The organism is Mucilaginibacter pankratovii (assembly GCF_014773265.1).
Classification (GTDB): Bacteria; Bacteroidota; Bacteroidia; order Sphingobacteriales; family Sphingobacteriaceae; genus Mucilaginibacter; species Mucilaginibacter pankratovii.
Window position 1 is genome coordinate 442,513 of record NZ_JACWMY010000004.1, and the last position, 17,246, is coordinate 459,758.

At 45.2% G+C, this 17,246-nt stretch carries 22 protein-coding genes; 17 read left to right on the plus strand and 5 right to left on the minus strand.

The window, feature by feature from the left end; genetic code table 11:
- Positions 1-50 precede the first annotated feature (50 nt).
- The gene (gene mgtE / locus IDJ77_RS10485) at positions 51-1,421 is read left to right on the plus strand and encodes a magnesium transporter (protein WP_191188884.1); all 1,371 of its coding nucleotides are present in this window, start codon (positions 51-53) and stop codon (positions 1,419-1,421) included.
- A 52-nt stretch (positions 1,422-1,473) separates the two neighbouring features.
- Entirely contained in the window at positions 1,474-1,995 is a 522-nt protein-coding gene (locus IDJ77_RS10490; RefSeq protein ID WP_191188885.1) for a DUF5362 family protein, read from the plus strand.
- Positions 1,996-2,074: 79 nt separating this feature from the next.
- Here IDJ77_RS10490 and IDJ77_RS10495 read toward each other — a convergent pair whose 3' ends face one another.
- Entirely contained in the window at positions 2,075-2,395 is a 321-nt protein-coding gene (locus IDJ77_RS10495; RefSeq protein ID WP_191188886.1) for a DUF3276 family protein, read from the minus strand.
- Positions 2,396-2,581: 186 nt separating this feature from the next.
- Between IDJ77_RS10495 and IDJ77_RS10500 the strand changes: the two genes are divergently transcribed.
- Both IDJ77_RS10500 and IDJ77_RS10505 read left to right on the plus strand, forming a co-directional pair.
- Positions 2,582-2,995, plus strand: a complete 414-nt coding sequence (locus tag IDJ77_RS10500; protein WP_191188887.1) for a hypothetical protein — start codon at positions 2,582-2,584, stop codon at positions 2,993-2,995.
- An 18-nt stretch (positions 2,996-3,013) separates the two neighbouring features.
- Positions 3,014-3,220, plus strand: a complete 207-nt coding sequence (locus IDJ77_RS10505; protein WP_191188888.1) for a cold-shock protein — start codon at positions 3,014-3,016, stop codon at positions 3,218-3,220.
- An 8-nt stretch (positions 3,221-3,228) separates the two neighbouring features.
- Here IDJ77_RS10505 and IDJ77_RS10510 read toward each other — a convergent pair whose 3' ends face one another.
- The 3 genes from IDJ77_RS10510 to parS all read right to left on the minus strand — a co-directional run bounded on the left by IDJ77_RS10510 (position 3,229) and on the right by parS (position 6,029).
- Positions 3,229-5,016, minus strand: coding sequence for an ABC transporter ATP-binding protein (locus IDJ77_RS10510; protein ID WP_191188889.1), 1,788 nt, complete (start codon positions 5,014-5,016; stop codon positions 3,229-3,231).
- A gap of 75 nt (positions 5,017-5,091) precedes the next feature.
- Positions 5,092-5,547 (minus strand): RES family NAD+ phosphorylase, encoded by a 456-nt coding sequence (locus IDJ77_RS10515; protein WP_191188890.1) that lies wholly within the window; start codon positions 5,545-5,547, stop codon positions 5,092-5,094.
- On the minus strand, positions 5,544-6,029 hold the full coding sequence (gene parS / locus IDJ77_RS10520; RefSeq protein WP_191188891.1) for a type II RES/Xre toxin-antitoxin system antitoxin: 486 nt from the start codon (positions 6,027-6,029) through the stop codon (positions 5,544-5,546). Before parS ends, IDJ77_RS10515 begins: the two co-directional genes overlap by 4 nt.
- Positions 6,030-6,229: 200 nt before the next feature.
- Here parS and IDJ77_RS10525 point away from each other — a divergent pair, with 200 nt between their 5' ends.
- From IDJ77_RS10525 to IDJ77_RS10565, 9 genes are all read left to right on the plus strand, one after another.
- On the plus strand, positions 6,230-7,315 hold the full coding sequence (locus tag IDJ77_RS10525) for a Glu/Leu/Phe/Val family dehydrogenase (RefSeq protein WP_191188892.1): 1,086 nt from the start codon (positions 6,230-6,232) through the stop codon (positions 7,313-7,315).
- 49 nt (positions 7,316-7,364) lie between these two features.
- Positions 7,365-8,312 carry a transcription antitermination protein NusB gene (locus IDJ77_RS10530; RefSeq protein ID WP_191188893.1) on the plus strand — a complete coding sequence of 316 codons (948 nt, stop codon included), beginning with the start codon at positions 7,365-7,367 and terminating at the stop codon, positions 8,310-8,312.
- A 7-nt stretch (positions 8,313-8,319) separates the two neighbouring features.
- Entirely contained in the window at positions 8,320-8,742 is a 423-nt protein-coding gene (locus IDJ77_RS10535) for a DUF1573 domain-containing protein (protein ID WP_191188894.1), read from the plus strand.
- A 19-nt stretch (positions 8,743-8,761) separates the two neighbouring features.
- The gene (gene yajC / locus IDJ77_RS10540; RefSeq protein ID WP_191188895.1) at positions 8,762-9,097 is read left to right on the plus strand and encodes a preprotein translocase subunit YajC; all 336 of its coding nucleotides are present in this window, start codon (positions 8,762-8,764) and stop codon (positions 9,095-9,097) included.
- Positions 9,098-9,207: 110 nt separating this feature from the next.
- Entirely contained in the window at positions 9,208-10,152 is a 945-nt protein-coding gene (locus IDJ77_RS10545; RefSeq protein ID WP_191188896.1) for a CdaR family protein, read from the plus strand.
- Entirely contained in the window at positions 10,152-10,760 is a 609-nt protein-coding gene (gene coaE / locus IDJ77_RS10550; RefSeq protein WP_191188897.1) for a dephospho-CoA kinase, read from the plus strand. The genes IDJ77_RS10545 and coaE overlap by 1 nt, the downstream gene beginning before the upstream one ends.
- On the plus strand, positions 10,757-11,695 hold the full coding sequence (locus IDJ77_RS10555; RefSeq protein WP_191188898.1) for an MBL fold metallo-hydrolase: 939 nt from the start codon (positions 10,757-10,759) through the stop codon (positions 11,693-11,695). The genes coaE and IDJ77_RS10555 overlap by 4 nt, the downstream gene beginning before the upstream one ends.
- Positions 11,695-11,853, plus strand: coding sequence for a DUF5522 domain-containing protein (locus IDJ77_RS10560; RefSeq protein WP_191188899.1), 159 nt, complete (start codon positions 11,695-11,697; stop codon positions 11,851-11,853). The genes IDJ77_RS10555 and IDJ77_RS10560 overlap by 1 nt, the downstream gene beginning before the upstream one ends.
- Before the next feature lie 39 nt (positions 11,854-11,892).
- On the plus strand, positions 11,893-12,345 hold the full coding sequence (locus tag IDJ77_RS10565; RefSeq protein WP_191188900.1) for a MarR family winged helix-turn-helix transcriptional regulator: 453 nt from the start codon (positions 11,893-11,895) through the stop codon (positions 12,343-12,345).
- A 140-nt stretch (positions 12,346-12,485) separates the two neighbouring features.
- Here the strand turns inward: IDJ77_RS10565 and IDJ77_RS10570 are convergent, their stop codons facing one another.
- A complete protein-coding gene (locus IDJ77_RS10570; RefSeq protein WP_191188901.1) occupies positions 12,486-13,055 on the minus strand; it encodes a phosphatase PAP2 family protein in 570 nt (189 codons plus the stop codon).
- A gap of 388 nt (positions 13,056-13,443) precedes the next feature.
- Here IDJ77_RS10570 and glmM point away from each other — a divergent pair, with 388 nt between their 5' ends.
- The 4 genes from glmM (at position 13,444) to IDJ77_RS10590 (ending at position 16,947) form a co-directional block, all read left to right on the plus strand.
- Positions 13,444-14,835 carry a phosphoglucosamine mutase gene (glmM, locus tag IDJ77_RS10575; protein WP_191188902.1) on the plus strand — a complete coding sequence of 464 codons (1,392 nt, stop codon included), beginning with the start codon at positions 13,444-13,446 and terminating at the stop codon, positions 14,833-14,835.
- 51 nt (positions 14,836-14,886) lie between these two features.
- Positions 14,887-16,023 (plus strand): cysteine desulfurase family protein, encoded by a 1,137-nt coding sequence (locus IDJ77_RS10580; protein WP_191188903.1) that lies wholly within the window; start codon positions 14,887-14,889, stop codon positions 16,021-16,023.
- Positions 16,024-16,203: 180 nt separating this feature from the next.
- Positions 16,204-16,542 carry a hypothetical protein gene (locus IDJ77_RS10585; protein ID WP_191188904.1) on the plus strand — a complete coding sequence of 113 codons (339 nt, stop codon included), beginning with the start codon at positions 16,204-16,206 and terminating at the stop codon, positions 16,540-16,542.
- 117 nt (positions 16,543-16,659) lie between these two features.
- The gene (locus tag IDJ77_RS10590) at positions 16,660-16,947 is read left to right on the plus strand and encodes a hypothetical protein (protein WP_191188905.1); all 288 of its coding nucleotides are present in this window, start codon (positions 16,660-16,662) and stop codon (positions 16,945-16,947) included.
- Positions 16,948-17,246 lie beyond the last annotated feature (299 nt).

Here is a 17,246-nt window from a genome sequence, read left to right on the forward strand (position 1 = left end):
CGGCACAAGGCATAAATCAAGTTAAAAAGATGTAAGCAAGAGGGTTTTTTATGGAAGAGATGGTTGAGCAAATAGAATTGTTACTGGAGCAGGAGGACACCACGCAGCTGCAGGAATATTTAAATAATCTCAATATATCTGACGTAGAAGAACTTATAGGGGAACTGCCCGAGCACGGCCCCAAATTTATTGCTATCTTATCGCTCAACCGGGCGGTAAATGTTTTCCGTATCCTCGATTTTCCTACGCAGGAGCGTATTATTAAAAAACTTACCGGGCAAAAGGTTGGCGAGATCATTAACGCCCTGCCGCCGGATGACCGTACCGCTTTTTTTGCCGAATTGCATGGCGACGCGGTAAAAAACCTCATCCTTCACCTTAGCCCAGCCGACCGCAAGGAGGCGCTATCCCTGTTAGGTTACGAAGAAGACAGCGTTGGCCGTTTGATGACGCCTGATTATATCGCTGTTAAAAAAACATGGGATGTTACCCGCGTACTGTCGCACATACGCCGCTATGGTAAAAACTCCGAGACCATCGATGTTATTTATGTGATAGACGAGAACGGCGTACTGCTTGACGATATCCGCATCCGCGAGATCTTGCTGGTGAAACCCGAAACCAAGGTGAGCGACCTGATGGACGGCCGCCTGATAGCCTTGAGCGCCAGCGACCCGCAGGAAGATGCCATTAACGTGTTCAGGATGAATAACCGTACCGCTTTGCCGGTAACCGATAAAGAAGATATATTGTTAGGCATTGTTACCGTTGACGATATCCTTTGGATAGCCAACGAAGAATACACCGAAGACATTCAGAAGATTGGGGGTACCGAGGCTTTGGACGAGCCTTACCTGGACATCAACCTGTTCCGCCTCGTAAAAAAACGGGTGGGCTGGCTGGTTATACTGTTTCTGGGCGAAATGCTAACCGCCACCGCCATGGGCTTTTTTGAGCACGCCATAGAAAAAGCGGTGGTGCTCGCATTATTTATCCCACTTATCATTTCCAGCGGGGGCAACAGCGGTTCGCAGGCCTCCACCTTAATAATACAGGCCATGGCCTTGGGCGAGGTTACCATCGCCGATTGGTGGCGCGTGATGCGCCGCGAGATCTTGTCCGGGTTAATGCTGGGTATAACTTTAGGTATTATCGGTTTTTTCCGCATAGCAGTCTTCAGCCTTTTCAGCACCCTTTACGGTCCGCACTGGATCCTGGTAGGGTTCACTATTGGCTTTTCGCTGGTAGGGGTGGTGCTTTGGGGCTCGTTAGCAGGTTCTATGCTGCCCTTGTTACTCAAAAAAGTAGGCGCCGACCCTGCAACTTCTTCCGCTCCTTTTGTAGCCACATTGGTAGACGTAACCGGCCTTATCATCTACTTTACCGTAGCGGTAATGTTTATGAAGGGGGTGTTACTGTAGTTTTAGTTACTGCTTTTGTGTAGTTTTAAGAAATTTAACTTAAACCCTCACAATGGAAACTGCCGACGAAACGCTGGAGCCCCTTCCCGAACAACCGCTTATTATTTCCGAAGAATCAAAATTATACCTCGTACAGGCAGGTAAATGGGCAACTTTCCTGGGGATTGTTGGCTTTGTTTTTACCGGGCTGATTATGTTTGTCGCAATATCATCGACGAATAACCTTAGCAATATGCAGCGTTTTCCAATGGCGGGCATGTTCCCATTTTTACGCGTTTTGCTAATTGTAATTACTGTTGTTTATGTGATAATGGCGGTAGTAACGTTCTTCTTTTCGCTGTACTTATACAAGTTTGGCACTACGGTGAAGGAAGGCATTTTGTATAACGATTCAATTAAAACCAATGCCGCCTTCGGCAAGCTGAAATCGTTTTTTAAATTATGGGGTGTCACAACCATTATTGTGTTGATCTTATACGCTTTAATGTTCTTGTTCATTATTTTCGGTGGCCTAACCATGGCATCGTTAATGGGTAACGGTTCATTTAAGCTAAATAGTCCACTGGTCCCTTAAAGCCATAAAACAAAAATACCCTGCCTTTTGGGCGGGGTACTTTTGCTTGTAATATTCAGGTTTAAATTGAGGCCTGTTCTTAAAATGAGAAATCTTCATCGGCTTTGGCCACCTCAGGGCTCTCGCTAAATTCGTACCGTTTCTCTACAACTTCCTGGTGGTCTTTTATATAGTCTACCGTGTCTTTTAATCCCTCGGCAAATTTTTCAAAATCTTCTTTGTATAAAAATATTTTGTGTTTTATAAAAACCCCGTCTTCCAAACGTTTTTTGCTCTCCGTAATAGTAACATAGTAATCGTTAGACCGGGTTGCCTTTACGTCAAAAAAATAAGTTCTCTTCCCGGCTCTCACCTTTTTCGAGTACACTTCTTCACGCTCTCTGTTGTCAAAATCTCCCATAAATCGTAATCGTAATAGTTTTGGTTGGGATAAATATAATTAAATTTTTAAAGCGCAACTATTAATTGTAACAATATTGAATATTTATTAAAACTATTATTTGCTATATATGTATGGTGATTGTTAAAGTTAAAGGGTATCTGGCTTTAATTCTTAATGGCGATCTTAACTGCCTATACTTGCAAAATGGCTTTTAAGGAGGTAATAACGATAGATTGGTATGATGGTATAATTGTGGCTTTTTGTAAAGCTGACAGCGGTGAAATATTTTATTGTAGCTTAGTGGGGGGTGATGATTTAATCCATCCGCGCAACAAGATTTATTTATGTATAAATCTCCGAAACCTGAAGGGCTATGAAGCCTTGCTCGAAATAATAGCAGCTTATTCTTTTAAAGAAAATTGGAATAAGCTAAGCAAGTTGATAGTTTTAAAGAATAGTTACGAAGAATGTTACCTGGCGAAAACAAGAGACCTATCGGCTGCTGTAGAATTTATAAGGTACAAGGATAACTTTCGTTGGCCGAAAAAGGTTTTATGGGGCGAATTTCCCGATAATGTTGAAGCAGCCGACAAGCTTGACGATTGGCTGAAATACTAAAGCAAGCGACTAAAATATATGGCAACCGGGACACTAAAATGGTTTAACGATACCAAAGGCTTCGGCTTTATTACGCCCGATGAGGGCGGGGAAGATATTTTTGCGCACTTCAGCGCGATAGAGATGAGCTACGCCAAAATATTAAAAGAAGGCGACCGGGTAAGTTACGAAACCACTACCGGGCCAAAAGGCGTGGCAGCGGCCAATGTGCAGAAGATTGGCTGATAGGGCGCTTATGCCTGCTCTTCTTCTTCCAGTAATTGCTTCTCATACAGCTCAAAGTAGGCGGTCTTCAGTTCCATCAACTGGTTGTGGGTGCCTTGCTCAATAATTTCGCCGTTATCTATCACCAGTATCTTGTCGGCATTTTTGATGGTAGAGATGCGGTGCGATATGATGATACTGGTTTTATCCTGCATAATGCGGCCCAGGTTGCTTAAGATCTCCTCTTCGGTACGGGTATCAACTGCCGAAAGGCAATCATCAAATATTAACACCTGTGGCTGTTTTACAATAGCCCGTGCAATACTTACGCGCTGCTTTTGCCCGCCGCTTAGCGTAACGCCGCGCTCGCCAATCAAGGTTTCGAAGCCTTTTTCAAGCTCCATAATATTCTGGTAAACGGCGGCATCCTTGGCGGCTTGTTCTACACGCGGCATATCCAGCACATCGGCGCTAAAGGCGATATTGTGCGAAATGATATCCGAGAACAGGAAAACCTCCTGCGGTACAAAGCCAATTTGCGAGCGATAATTATCGAGGTCGAGCTGTGTTAATGGCTTATCGTCTATCAGGATCTGCCCGCCGGTACTGTCGTACATCCGCATAATGAGGTTGCCGATGGTTGATTTACCCGAACCCGTGCGGCCAATGATGGCCACCATTTCGCCCGGGTGAGCTATAAACGACACGTTTTTTAAGGCTTGTATGCCGGTATCGGGGTAGGTAAAAGATACGTCGCGGAACTCAATTTTCCCTGCCAGTGTATGCGGGGCAGCTTTGGGCGATTGTATCTCGGGCTCTTCGTGCAAAAATTCGTTGATGCGTTTTTGCGATGCTGCTGCACGCTGTATCAGCGAGGTTACCCAGCCCAGCGATATCACCGGGAAGGCAAGCATATTAAGGTATACAATAAACTCGGCGATGTTACCGGCGGTGATATTGCCCTTCATTACCTCAACACCGCCAATGTACATGGTGATCACGTTGCTAAGGCCGATGAGCAGCAGCATGGATGGGAAGAACATCGCCTGCACTTTAGCCATGGCCATGCTTTGCGTTTTATAGTCTTCGCTTTCGGCGGCAAACCGCTCGCGCACAAAACCCTCGCGAACGTAAGATTTGATCACCCGGATACCCGAAAAATTCTCCTGCACAAAGCTGGATAGCCCTGAGAGCCGTTTCTGGATTTGCTCACTGCGGTGCTCAATAATAGTGTTCACATAAAAAATAATAACCGCCAAAACGGGCAGCGGCAACACCGAAAATATGGCCAGCCGCACGTTCACCGTCAGCATGGCGTAAATAACCAGTATAAAAAGGATGACGGTATTAATGCTGTACATTATGCCCGGCCCCAGGTACATGCGCACACGACTCACATCCTCGGTAACGCGGTTCATCAGGTCGCCGGTGTTGTGGCGGCGGTAAAAGGCAAGGGATAGGCGCTGATAATGATTGTAGATCTCGTTCTTCATATCATATTCGATATGGCGCGACATCAATATGATGGTCTGCCGCATAAAAAACAGGAACAAACCCCGCAATAAAGCCAGTATAAGTACCAACAAGCCGAACAACAGCAGGCTGGAGCCAAAGATATCGTAGATCATCTCCTGGCGGTTAAAGCCTGTAAAAAGCTGGTAGGTGCTAATGTTCTCGGTAACCAAATCAAACGCTACCCTGACCACCTGCGCAGGCAATACCGCGAAGATGTTTGAGATAATAACAAACAGCACACCCGGCACCAGCCGCCAGCGGTATTTATAAAAGAATTTATTGAGATACGCGAGTGCTTTCATTGGTTAACGCCCAAAAGTAAAGAAAAGGGAATAAGGATAGAAGGATAAAAAACGAAAGATGGCGTTAGCATGGCGTTATTTTACCAATCGCTTATCAAACCTAAAGGGCTGTATATCGCCAATTTTTAATGAAGCGGCTTCGGGGTGCAAAGGGTTTATTAAAACATTTTTGGCAAGCGGGTCTATCACACTCGGGATATAAAGTAGTAAAGCGCCCTTTGATTTTAGCCAGGCGTTGCCAATGCGTTGCAATATGGCAGGCGCGGGGTATTTGCGCCAGTTAACAGGCAATTGTGCTATGTCGATCCGCTCGCTGGCGGCATCATCGGGTACAATAATGCTTATAGTTACCAGGTCGTTATGTATCTCTCGGGTATGCAGGTGTACCAGTTTCTCTAAAATACAAGTTGATGAATTAACCGATGTATAAATCACCGGGATGTGCTTATGCCAGCGAGCTGCAGAAAGCAAGCCACCTTTGCCGCTCAGGTCGCGGGCGTATTTCTCCCTTGTTATCCGGTAAAATATCACGAATAAAAACCGTATTCGATGTTGGAGAGCAGATCATTCACCATGCGGGCACCTTCGCCGGTATCCAGTAATTCTATGGGGGATACATCGCCTAAAGCCATATTAGGGCGGGCCAGCCAGGCATCAATGGTTGCGGCATCGCCCAAAATATCCAGGCCGCGGGTGTAAATGCGTGTAAACTCGTACAAAAAATTCGATTGCTCGGGAGAGAGGCGCTCGTTTTTCTCGTAGCGGTTGAGTTGGCGGGTACTGATATGCAGGATATTAGAAAGCTGCGTACGCGAGATGCTGGTTTTTGCTAAAACGGTATCAATGGCCAGCTTGGGGATGCCATCGCGGATGTTATCGATGATGTTTTCTGTTGAAGGCGGTGTGCGTTGATAGGCAATACCCGCATCTGCTAACAAAAAATTGAAAACGTTATCGCTTTCAGATGCCTCGTATCCGAGATTATCTATTTTAAATATTTTTGGCTCACTCATATTCGCCTCTCTGCTTTATGTCTCCTAAGGTACAGACAAATGTCCTGAATTTCAAATTTGTTTTAATTTTTCTCTTTCGGTAAGCTTTTATCTTTCCAACTTCCGGACTTTTCCGACTTCGGACTAATATACTTTGTCCCTATTAAAAAAACCGCTACTTTTGCAGGACTGAAAAACGAATAATTTTTTGCCGTTCTGTAATGCCTTTGCACCAACCAACCGATAGTATTTTTAACCAGCTCGACGCTCTCGGCCACAAAAAAGTTGTGTTTTGCAGCGATCCGGATACCGGGTTGAGGGCAATCATCGCTGTTCATGATACCACGTTGGGCCCTGCTTTGGGCGGAACCCGCTTTTGGGCCTACAAAACCGAGCAGGAAGCCCTGCAGGATGTGCTGCGCCTCTCTAAAAGCATGACGTATAAATCGGCCATCGCGGGTTTAAACCTCGGTGGGGGTAAGGCTGTTATTATTGGCGATTCCCGTAAAGACAAAACTGAAGCCTTATTGCGCAAATTTGGCAGGTTCATCAAAAACCTCAACGGCGAATTTATTACTGCCGAGGATGTAGGCACCAACCCGCGCGATATGGAATACATCCGTATGGAGACCCAGCACGTTACCGGTGTGCCCGAAACTATGGGTGGCAGCGGAGACCCGGCACCCATTGCGGCTTTAGGCGTTTTTATGGGTATCAAAGCCTGTATAAAAGAACTTTATGGCAACGATAACGTAACCGGTAAATCGGTGATCGTACAGGGTATAGGCCACGTAGGAGAGCATTTGGTGAAATTGCTGCGCGAGGAGAATGCCAAGGTTTACATCAGCGATATTAATGACGAGCGTACCCGCCAGGTATCAAAAAAATACGGTGCTGAAGCGGTATCAAACAATTCGATATTTGATATCAGTGCCGATATCTACGCGCCCTGTGCCTTAGGCTCTACCATCAACAGCCAAACCATTGCCAAGCTGCAATGCCCTATTATAGCAGGTTCGGCAAATAACCAGCTACAGGACGAGGCCCTGCACGGACAAATGCTGCTGGATAAAGGCATCCTGTTTGCGCCCGATTACGTAATAAACGCTGGTGGTATCATCAATTGCTACTCGGAACTGATGGGCTTCAGTAAAAAGCGAACCATGCAGCTTACCGAGAATATTTACGAAGCAACGCGCAATGTTTTACAGATGTCGAAAGCGGAAAAAATTTCTACCACGGCAGCGGCAAACAAAATTGCCGAAAAACGTATTGCAGATATAAAAAAAGTAAAGTCAACCTATTAATTATTATCATAAACAGTCCCGGCTTATCGGGGCATAATCGTTCTTACAAATGTTAAACAGAAGGCACCTCAGGGTAAAAGTATTACAATCATTGTATGCGTACCACCAATCAAACTCACGCGACATTAAGCATCACGAAAAACAGCTATTAAGCAGTATAGACCAGGTATTTGAAATGTACATCTGGATGCTGTCTCTTATCAGCGAGGTTATTGATTACGCTTCGCGCGATGCCGAAGATAGGGCAAATAAACATTTGCCAACGGCAGATGACTTAAACCCCAACCTTAAAATATTAACCAACAAGTTTTACACTTCTCTTGGCGATAACAGAGACTATTTGATCGCTTTAAAAAAGTATAAAGTAGAATGGTCTTTTGATCCCGAACTGGCAAAATCGCTGTTCACTACGCTGAAAAACTCTACGGATTACGCCGATTACCTGGCGAAGACGGATGATACCATCGGTACCGATAAAGACATCATTAAATTCATCTTCAAAAAGGTTATCCTGAAATCATCGCTTGCCGAGCAGGTATTTGAAGACAAATTTATTTACTGGCCGGTAGATAGAGAGGTGTTGCAGGCGCTTATTGCAAAAACCTTTAAAAACTTTGCCTTCGATGATCCTAAAGAGAATCACCTCGCCGAAATTAGCGGCAACTGGGTAGAGGACAGGGATTTTGTAGTAAACCTGTTTGAGCAAACTATCAGGTTTGATACCCCATACCAGGAACTCATCGCGCAGAAAACCCAAAACTGGGAGCCTGACCGTATAGCTATGATGGATACCTTGTTAATGAAGATGGCTATTGTAGAATTTATTAATTTTACGTCCATCCCGGTTAAGGTTACCATTAACGAGTACCTGGAGATCTCCAAAGAGTTTAGTACACCTAAAAGTAATTCGTTTATAAACGGTATATTAGACAAGATTTTGTTTGAGCTAAAAGCCGAGAATAAAGTAAAGAAAATAGGCAGAGGATTAATAGAATAACCATATCATGAAAAAACTGATCTTATGTACCATTGTTGCCGGGATGTTATTGTCGGCATGTAATTCATCAACCAAAACCGGCGGTGCAGCCACTGCTGATAACGTAAGCGCTACCAACGCGCCGGTAATGAAGTTTGAAAAAGAAACACACGATTTTGGCAAAATTAAAACGGGCGATAAGGTAACTTACGAGTTTAAATTTACCAACACCGGTAAATCGCCGTTGATTATAAAAGATGCCATAGCAACATGCGGCTGTACAAAACCCGAGTGGCCAAAAACACCCATCCAGCCGGGTGAAGACGGTGCTGTAAAAGTAACTTTTAGTAGCATAGGCAAAATGGGCCTGCAGGATAAACAGATAACCGTTACCGCCAATACCAACCCTGCGCAAAGCATGGTTCACCTTATAGGCGAGGTAACAAACTAATTAATATATAAACTTAAAAATGACAGCAACTATTTTTTTACAGGCAGCAGCCCCAACTATTTTAGGCATAAATCCGCAGTTCATTATGTTCGGCTTAATTGCCGTTGTGTTTTATTTCTTCATGATACGCCCGCAAATGAAAAAAGCAAAAGATCAGAAGAAATACGTAGAAGAGCTTAAAAAAGGCGATAAGGTAATTACCACATCGGGCATCCACGGTAAAATATACGAAGTTGCCGATACTACCTTTTTAATTGAAGTAGAGAACGGTGGCCGCATCCGTTTCAGCAAATCGGCCATCTCTTTAGAAGAATCTAAAGCGTTAAATACTCCTGCGGTAGAGAAAAAAGCCTAAAAAGCGGGTAAAAGGACAAAGGTAAAAGGCGAAAGGTTTTCTTTTCGCCTTCTTTTGTTTTACAAAGTTTACCTTTGTCCTTTAGCCTTTTACCTTTTACCTCCAAAAAAATGGCAATAATCAAATTATCGGCAATTGAGCGCAGGCGGTTATCCGCTTTTGTAACCTGCCTGGTGATAGCTTTACTTGCCTGGTTATTTACGGTTTTGTCAAACCCCTACAAGTACAACGTTAAGCGGGTGCTTAATTTCAAGAACACTCCGCAGCGCCGCGCGTTTCATTCCCTGCAGTCTGATACCATAAACGCAACGGTGCAAGGCACCGGCTGGGAGATGCTGTTTACGCAGATGGCCGGCGAGAACAAGGCTGTTCCCGTTGACCTTAGCACCCTCGAAAATAAAAACTACGTGGTTTTAAGCGCCCAGCTAAACCAGATAAACGATAAGAAGGACATCAACCATCAAATTGTTGCCTTTACGCCCGATACGCTTTACTTCGATTTTTCTAACCGCCTTACCAAGCGCGTGCCTGTAAAATTAATAACCAACCTGCACTACCAGCGGCAGTTTGCGCAATCGGGCGCTATACGCATGCGGCCGGCGTATGTTACCATCAGCGGCCCTGCCGAAGTGCTGGCTAAGATCTCGTCATGGCGGACCGATTCGGTTATTTTAAATGATGTTAGCGAAAGCTTTAGGTCGCGGGTAAACCTGGTACCTTCAGGCGAAGGTAACCTCAATGTGCTGCCCAAAAGCGTCATAGTAAATATCCCGGTAGATGAATTTACCGAGAAAACTATGCAGATTCCCGTGAAGCTGATAAACAATCATAATTTTTATGATGTTAAGATCTTTCCTCAAAAGGTACGGGTTACGTTCACCACTTCGTTAAAGGACTACCCCGATATGAACGAGGATGATTTTGAGGCCGTGGCCGATCTCGACCAGTGGAAGCAAGGCTACCGGGTGTTAACCGTAAGGCTTCTCCATCTGCCATCATACAGTAAAATAGTAAAAATAGAACCGCAAAATGTGGATTTCATCGTTAAAAAGTAATGTTTAAAGTAGGTATAACCGGCAATATAGGCAGCGGAAAAACCACGGTTTGCAAAATATTTGAGGTATTGGGTATTCCCGTATTTTACGCTGATGACGAAGCCAAAAAGGTAATGGTGAAAGATGTTATTCTGGTAGCAGGTATCAAAAAAACCTTCGGTGCCGAATCTTATCTGGCAGATGGAACCCTCAACCGTAAACATATTGCAGGCATTGTTTTTAATAACGAAGAGGAACTGGTGAAACTGAACAGATTGGTGCACCCGGCGGTGTTCCGTGCTTTTGAGGTATGGGTACAGCAGTTTAAAGAACGAAAAGATGTGCCTTATGTATTAAAAGAGGCCGCATTGCTGTTCGAGAGCGACTCCTACAAAATGTGCCACCGCTCCTTAATGATCTCCACACCTGAAAAAATGCGCCTTCAGCGTGTGATGCTGCGCGATAACGTAAGCCTGGAAGAAGTGCAAAAACGCAACAGTCGTCAGATGAGCGAGGAGCAAAAACTGGATATGGCCAATGATGTAATTATTAACGACGATACCGAACTGGTGATACCACAGGTGCTCAACCTGCATAAACTTTACTTGTCTCTTGCTAAAAGCGAATGATCTTAGACGATTTTCTTTCTTTCGACCCTAAAGGGCTGTATTGCTCCTATGGCGATTTTTACCTCGACCCAAAACAACCTGTAACCAAAGCGGTAATAACCCACGCCCATGCCGACCACGCCGTTAGCGGGAATACTAATGTATACGCCACGGCAGCCACCATAGCATTTATGCAGCTGCGATACGGCAAAAGTGCCGGGAGGGTAATTTACACTGCCGCTTATAACGCCTCCTTTGAAATTGGGGGCGTGCAAATAACCTTTATCCCCGCGGGCCATATGCCCGGTTCGGCACAGGTACTGATGGAATACAAGGGCGCGAGATATTTATACACCGGTGATTACAAGCTGCAGCCCGACAGCACCTGCGAGCCCATGCAATTTGTAAAAGCCGATGTGTTGATCACCGAAAGCACCTTTGCCGAACCGAACACCGCCCACCCGGATCCGGTGGAGGAGATAAAAAAATTGAACGACATCAAGATGAATGTCCTGTTGGGCGCCTACAGCCTCGGCAAAAGCCAGCGTTTGATCAGGATGATAAATGATCATGCGCCTCAGAAAAAGATCCTGGTGCATCACCGCATTATGCCTATCAATGCTATTTACGAAAAAATGGGCTTCGCCCTGGGCAAACACCAGATCTACGGGCGCAAGCTGATGAAAACACAGGAGGAATGGGTATACATTGTACCGCCATTTACGTTCGATAGCTATTTGCGGGCAACCGGCGTGAAGCGTTTATTTGCTTCGGGATGGAAGAATTTACAGGTAAACCCGCAGGATACCCTCTTTATATCCGACCATGCCGACTGGAACGACATCCTCTATACCATCCAGCAAACCCAGCCAAAACAAGTTTGGACACTGCACGGCGAGGGCAAACACCTTCGCGATCATTTTAAAAATGATATTTTTGTAAAATTGCTGAACTAATGCTGCAGGAAAACGTAGATTACTACATAAATGAGGATGGCAACTTTGTTTTTACAAAAGAATATCACCTTAAACGGGGGTATTGCTGCAAAAACAAATGCCTGCACTGCCCCTGGAATTACGGCAGGGAAGAGGGGAATGAGCAAAACGAAGAATAAATATTTATATTTGCATCAAAATCAAGGTATTGCGTTAAAATGGGAATAGAGGAAGATATAAAGAGCACGAATTTTGAGGATAATTACCACAAAGCGGTTATCAACCTGTCGTATACATACGGCTGGATAACAAATCTTTCGCGCCCAAAATTTGAACAGTACAATTTAACCCAGCAACAGTTTAATATATTGCGCATCCTGCGTGGCCAATACCCAAAACCTGCCACAGTTAACCTGCTAAAGGAGCGTATGATAGATAAAATGTCGGATGCATCGCGCATTGTAGACAGGCTGGTACAAAAGGGCCTGGTATCGCGCTGCACCAACAGTAAGGACAGGCGCGCCGTTGATATCCGCATCAGCGATGAGGGGCTGGAGATCCTATCTAAAATGGACAAGGAATTTAAAACAAAAGACATGCTGCAGGATAACCTCACCGAAGAAGAAGCAGGCCAGTTGAGTGAGCTGTTGGATAAAATGCGTGGAGCTTAGGCCAAAATTACTTGCTGAAATCTCCGTGTATTTACAATAATGAACCAAATTTAGGGTCATTATTATTGCCTTTTAGAAACATTTAGAGCACATTTTTAGGGTTGTTATTCATCGCCCAAAAACCGCGGATTTCATCGGCATTAGGGCACAAAATCCGGCTGCCATTTTTTAAACCCGGCAAAAAATAGCCAGCCCACTAATCCACCATAAATTGCACCCGCCGTCACATCTACCGGGAAGTGCACCCCAACATAAACCTGCGCAAAACAGATAATTGACGCCCAAAAAATAACGGCAATGCCTATCCATTTCCATTTCCTGAAAAACGCCAGGCACAAAAACGCGGCCATGGCAAAATGGTCGGTAGCGTGGGTAGAGGGGAAGCTGTAGCCTGTGCCGCAGGGTACCCGGCTGATGACGGTTTGGGAGGTAATTACATCCCGGCAGGGCCTGGCGCGCTGCACCGTTTTTTTGATGAGGCTTGCGCTGGTAAAATCGGCGAAGCCGGCTGCTAAGGCAAGCATCAGCACCAGTATAGCGCCTTGTTTTTTATAGCGATAAACGCAGAAAGCGATGATGAAGACATACAGCGGGACCCAAAATTTAGGGTTGCGCATCCAAGGCATTATCCAATCAAAGAAAGCGTTGGATAGGTCGTGGTTGATGAAGTAAAATAAATGCCTGTCGAGCTGTAAAAGGAAATCGGGCATTGGCTCTTGATAGTTAGTGATTTATATTATGTCCAATAAATAAAGATGCCCCAAAATGGGCACGACGTTTAAAATGCTAAACCCTACAATTTTAGATGATGAGTCAATTTTTTTGAGAGCGGACAGCGTAAATTTAAGCAACAATAAATAGTAAGCAAATGTAATCAGGAAGATAAAGCCCACTCCAAAAACACCTAATCCCAAGTTTTGAGCAAATATTAAATACACAGGTAATAGAATGCAGAGCGCAAGTTCAAAATAGATAATGTATAATAATATTCTCATGCTTTGCGTCAAATATAGCTATAAATTCATCCTTAAAACTACCGTATGTTTACATTGCTATGGGTTAAATAACTTATTTTTGCAGCCTAAATAACAGCACATTTTGACACTCATTAAATCAATTTCGGGCATAAGAGGCACCATTGGCGGGGCGGCAGGCGATGGCTTAACTCCTTTGGATATTGTAAAATTCGTCTCAGCTTATGGCAGCTGGGCGGTTAAACGCTCGGGTATTAAAAAGATCGTTATTGGCCGCGATGCACGCTTATCCGGCGATATGGTGAACAACCTGGTTATCGGCACTTTACAAGGTTTAGGAATTGATGTAATAGACCTTGGGTTATCCACCACGCCAACTGTTGAAGTTGCCGTGCCCGATGAGCAGGCTGCCGGTGGTATCATCCTTACAGCCAGCCACAACCCCAAACAATGGAACGCTTTGAAACTGTTGAACGCTGATGGCGAATTCATTAGCGATGCCGATGGCAAAGAAGTTTTGGAAATTGCCGAAAACAGCGATTTTATATACGCAGGCGTAGATTCCCTTGGTAAAGTGACTAAGGACGACAGCTACCTGCAAAAGCACATAGATAAGATCTTAGCCCTGCCTTTGGTAGATGTAGAAGCTATTAAAGCCGCCGATTTTAAGGTGGTGATAGACTGCGTAAACTCTACAGGCGGCATATTTGTACCGGCTTTATTAAAAGCTTTGGGCGTAAATACCGTGCACGAATTATATTGCGAGCCTGATGGCAATTTCCCCCACAACCCCGAGCCGCTGCCCGAGAATCTGGTAGCGCTGTCGCAGGAAGTGACCAAGAAAAATGCTGACTTGGGTATAGCTGTTGACCCGGATGTTGACCGCCTTTGCTTTGTTTGCGAGGATGGCAACGTGTTTGGCGAGGAGTACACGCTGGTTGCCGTGGCGGATTATGTGTTGAAGAATAACAAAGGCAATACAGTATCAAACCTGTCCAGCACCCGTGCCCTGCGCGATGTTACTGAGAAGGAGGGTGGCGAATATCATGCCGCTGCCGTTGGCGAGGTAAACGTAGTAAACAAAATGAAAGAAGTTGGCGCCGTTATAGGCGGCGAAGGCAATGGCGGGGTTATCTACCCGGAACTGCATTACGGGCGCGATGCGCTGGTGGGCATAGCCCTGTTTTTAACCCACCTGGCCAAATTTGGAAAACCGGTGTCTGTTTTAAGAGCTTCGTACCCCGGCTACTTTATTTCTAAAAATAAAATTACGCTTACCGCCGAAATGGATATCGACGCGCTGTTACTGAAGGTAGAAGAAAAATACCAGAAGCAGCCGCACTCAACAATTGATGGCCTGAAAATAGAATTTGACAAAGAATGGGTACATTTGCGCCGGTCGAATACCGAGCCCATTATCCGCATCTATTCTGAAGCAAATTCAGAAACGGTAGCGAATAACCTGGCCGAAAAGATCATCAGGGATATAAAAGAAATATTAAATTTAAACGATTAGCGTGAGTCCGAAAGACAACCACTCACTGCTCACCATTCACCACTTACCACTATGCGCGTTTACTTCGATAATGCAGCCACTACCGCCCTCGATCCTGAAGTTTTAAAGGAAATGTACAAGGTGATGGAAAACCAGTTTGGCAACCCATCCTCTATACACGCCCATGGCCGCGAAGTACGCACGCTAATAGAGCGTTCGCGTAAAACCGTAGCTAACTTGCTGCACACATCGCCTGCGGAGATCTTCTTTACCAGCGGTGGCACCGAGGCGGATAACACTGCCATCCGTTGTGGTATTATCGATCATAAGCTTACCCACGCCATTACTACCAAGCTGGAGCACCACGCGGTGATCCACACCCTGCAGTCGATGGAAAAGTCGGGCATCATCAAGCTGAGCTATGTGGATGTAGATTGTAAAGGCAACGTTGATTACGATCACCTGGAAACTTTGCTGAAGGATAACGAGCGCAGCTTTGTATCCCTGATGCATGCCAATAACGAGTTGGGCACTATTACCGATATAGAGCGCGTAGGCGACCTGTGCGAAGCATATAACGCTATTTACCACAGTGACACGGTTCAGACTATGGGTCACTATAAACATGACCTGAGCAAGCTTAAATTGCACTTTATGGTATGCGCGGCCCACAAGCTGCATGGCCCAAAAGGCGTGGGCTTTTTGCACGTGAACCACAAAGTGAAAATTAACCCGATGATATACGGCGGCGCACAGGAACGCAACATGCGCGGTGGCACCGAAAACGTTTACGGCATAGCCGGCCTTGCAAAAGCGCTGGAGCTGGCCTATAGCGAAATGGACGCTCACCAGACTTATATACAAGATATGAAAAGCTATATGATGGCCAGGCTGCAGCAGGAAATTGCCGGTGTAGCCTTCAACGGCGAAACCGATCCCTCAAAAAGCCTGTATACTGTACTGAACACTTCCTTCCCCGAAATGGAGATGGCTGATATGCTGCTGTTTAACCTGGATATTGCCGGCATTTCGGCTTCGGGCGGCAGTGCCTGCAGTTCCGGCTCGGATATCGGCTCGCACGTACTTACCGCCATAGGTGCCAGTGCCGATAGGCCATCGGTTAGGTTCTCCTTCTCAAAATATAACACTAAGGATGAGGTGGACTATACGGTAGCTAAGCTGAAGGAACTTTGTATGGTGAGCGCATAACGCAATTCAACCTCAACCGCTTATCATGCGTTGTCCTTACCGCTGTTTTCCTCGGCTTTCCAACGATTGCGAACGAGGATGGTAAATTCTGCAACAATAATTTATTTCTTATTAAGATAAATTTCAAAACATAAGGTTAATTATTGGGTTATTTAGGTAACAAAACAAACTAAAAATCCAATGAACATTAACAATGAAAATGCCTGGGATGCCCAGGATGAAACCCAAAATTACGGGTCCGGCTCTGCACCCTCCACGCAGGAAAACAGCAACACTTCATCAATTGCTACAGACGAAGAAGATGGCCTGGAAACCGAAGATGATGTGGATACCGATGGCTCTTTAGCTACGGGAGACGAAATCACGGAAGATGACGACGATCTTATCAGCGACGATGTTGACCTGGTAGAAGACGACGATGATCTTGCAAGCGGTGATAGCGACCTGGCTGACGAAGAGGATGAAAATTTACTCGACGACACAGAAGGCGGCGATTCGGCAAGGCCAAGTGTAATTTAACCAGTTATTGGTCAGATTACGAAACCGTTAAGGTGCGGAATCTGACCAATAATTAAATTATCTGAAAGATTGGTACTGTTTTTGGTACTTATTAGGTAACAATTAAAAACTAAAACCATGGAAACTAACGAAAGAAACCCGGAATACGATCCAGCATTTAATCCGAACGAAACACCTGAAGAAGGCCAAAGCCGCGAGGAAGGCTCGGGCTACAGCCAGCAAAACGAGCAGGAACAACAGCAGGATGGTAACGATGCATCATACAGCGAACAGAATGATGTAACGCCGCCAAATCAGCACGAGTTCCCATCAGAAGGTCCTGCCCGTGCAGATTTTGAAAGCCGCCCGCATGGCCGCACAACAGGCCGCATGGTAGGGCATGAGCCAGGCACGGAGGGATTATAGTTGCCCTCACTCCCCCTTGTAGCGGGAGTAAAATAAATTTCAACAGAAAAGGCTTCGCGATTAATCGTGAAGCCTTTTCTGTTAGCCACCACGTCATTGCGAGGAACGAAGCAATCTCTACGCATGAAAAGACACGTTGCAAGCCGCTCTGCCAATCGGGAGATTGCTTCGTTCCTCGCAATTGTAAAGGTTAGATAATTCGGTAACAGATTAGCTTTACGTAACAAAGCTAAAAAGTTATGCGCATCAACACGAATGACCTAACACTGAAACGTAATTATTTGCAGACGTACCGTTTG

Coding starts and splice junctions, on each gene's coding strand:
- IDJ77_RS10530 (WP_191188893.1), top strand. CDS start 7,365: ATGTTAAACAGAAGGCACCTCAGGGTAAAAGTATTACAATCATTGTAT.
- parS (WP_191188891.1), bottom strand. CDS start 6,029: ATGAGTGAGCCAAAAATATTTAAAATAGATAATCTCGGATACGAGGCA.
- IDJ77_RS10580 (WP_191188903.1), top strand. CDS start 14,887: ATGCGCGTTTACTTCGATAATGCAGCCACTACCGCCCTCGATCCTGAA.
- IDJ77_RS10535 (WP_191188894.1), top strand. CDS start 8,320: ATGAAAAAACTGATCTTATGTACCATTGTTGCCGGGATGTTATTGTCG.
- IDJ77_RS10590 (WP_191188905.1), top strand. CDS start 16,660: ATGGAAACTAACGAAAGAAACCCGGAATACGATCCAGCATTTAATCCG.
- IDJ77_RS10560 (WP_191188899.1), top strand. CDS start 11,695: ATGCTGCAGGAAAACGTAGATTACTACATAAATGAGGATGGCAACTTT.
- IDJ77_RS10565 (WP_191188900.1), top strand. CDS start 11,893: ATGGGAATAGAGGAAGATATAAAGAGCACGAATTTTGAGGATAATTAC.
- IDJ77_RS10510 (WP_191188889.1), bottom strand. CDS start 5,016: ATGAAAGCACTCGCGTATCTCAATAAATTCTTTTATAAATACCGCTGG.
- IDJ77_RS10545 (WP_191188896.1), top strand. CDS start 9,208: ATGGCAATAATCAAATTATCGGCAATTGAGCGCAGGCGGTTATCCGCT.
- IDJ77_RS10585 (WP_191188904.1), top strand. CDS start 16,204: ATGAACATTAACAATGAAAATGCCTGGGATGCCCAGGATGAAACCCAA.
- IDJ77_RS10500 (WP_191188887.1), top strand. CDS start 2,582: ATGGCTTTTAAGGAGGTAATAACGATAGATTGGTATGATGGTATAATT.
- coaE (WP_191188897.1), top strand. CDS start 10,152: ATGTTTAAAGTAGGTATAACCGGCAATATAGGCAGCGGAAAAACCACG.
- yajC (WP_191188895.1), top strand. CDS start 8,762: ATGACAGCAACTATTTTTTTACAGGCAGCAGCCCCAACTATTTTAGGC.
- mgtE (WP_191188884.1), top strand. CDS start 51: ATGGAAGAGATGGTTGAGCAAATAGAATTGTTACTGGAGCAGGAGGAC.
- IDJ77_RS10555 (WP_191188898.1), top strand. CDS start 10,757: ATGATCTTAGACGATTTTCTTTCTTTCGACCCTAAAGGGCTGTATTGC.
- IDJ77_RS10490 (WP_191188885.1), top strand. CDS start 1,474: ATGGAAACTGCCGACGAAACGCTGGAGCCCCTTCCCGAACAACCGCTT.
- IDJ77_RS10570 (WP_191188901.1), bottom strand. CDS start 13,055: ATGCCCGATTTCCTTTTACAGCTCGACAGGCATTTATTTTACTTCATC.
- IDJ77_RS10495 (WP_191188886.1), bottom strand. CDS start 2,395: ATGGGAGATTTTGACAACAGAGAGCGTGAAGAAGTGTACTCGAAAAAG.
- IDJ77_RS10525 (WP_191188892.1), top strand. CDS start 6,230: ATGCCTTTGCACCAACCAACCGATAGTATTTTTAACCAGCTCGACGCT.
- IDJ77_RS10505 (WP_191188888.1), top strand. CDS start 3,014: ATGGCAACCGGGACACTAAAATGGTTTAACGATACCAAAGGCTTCGGC.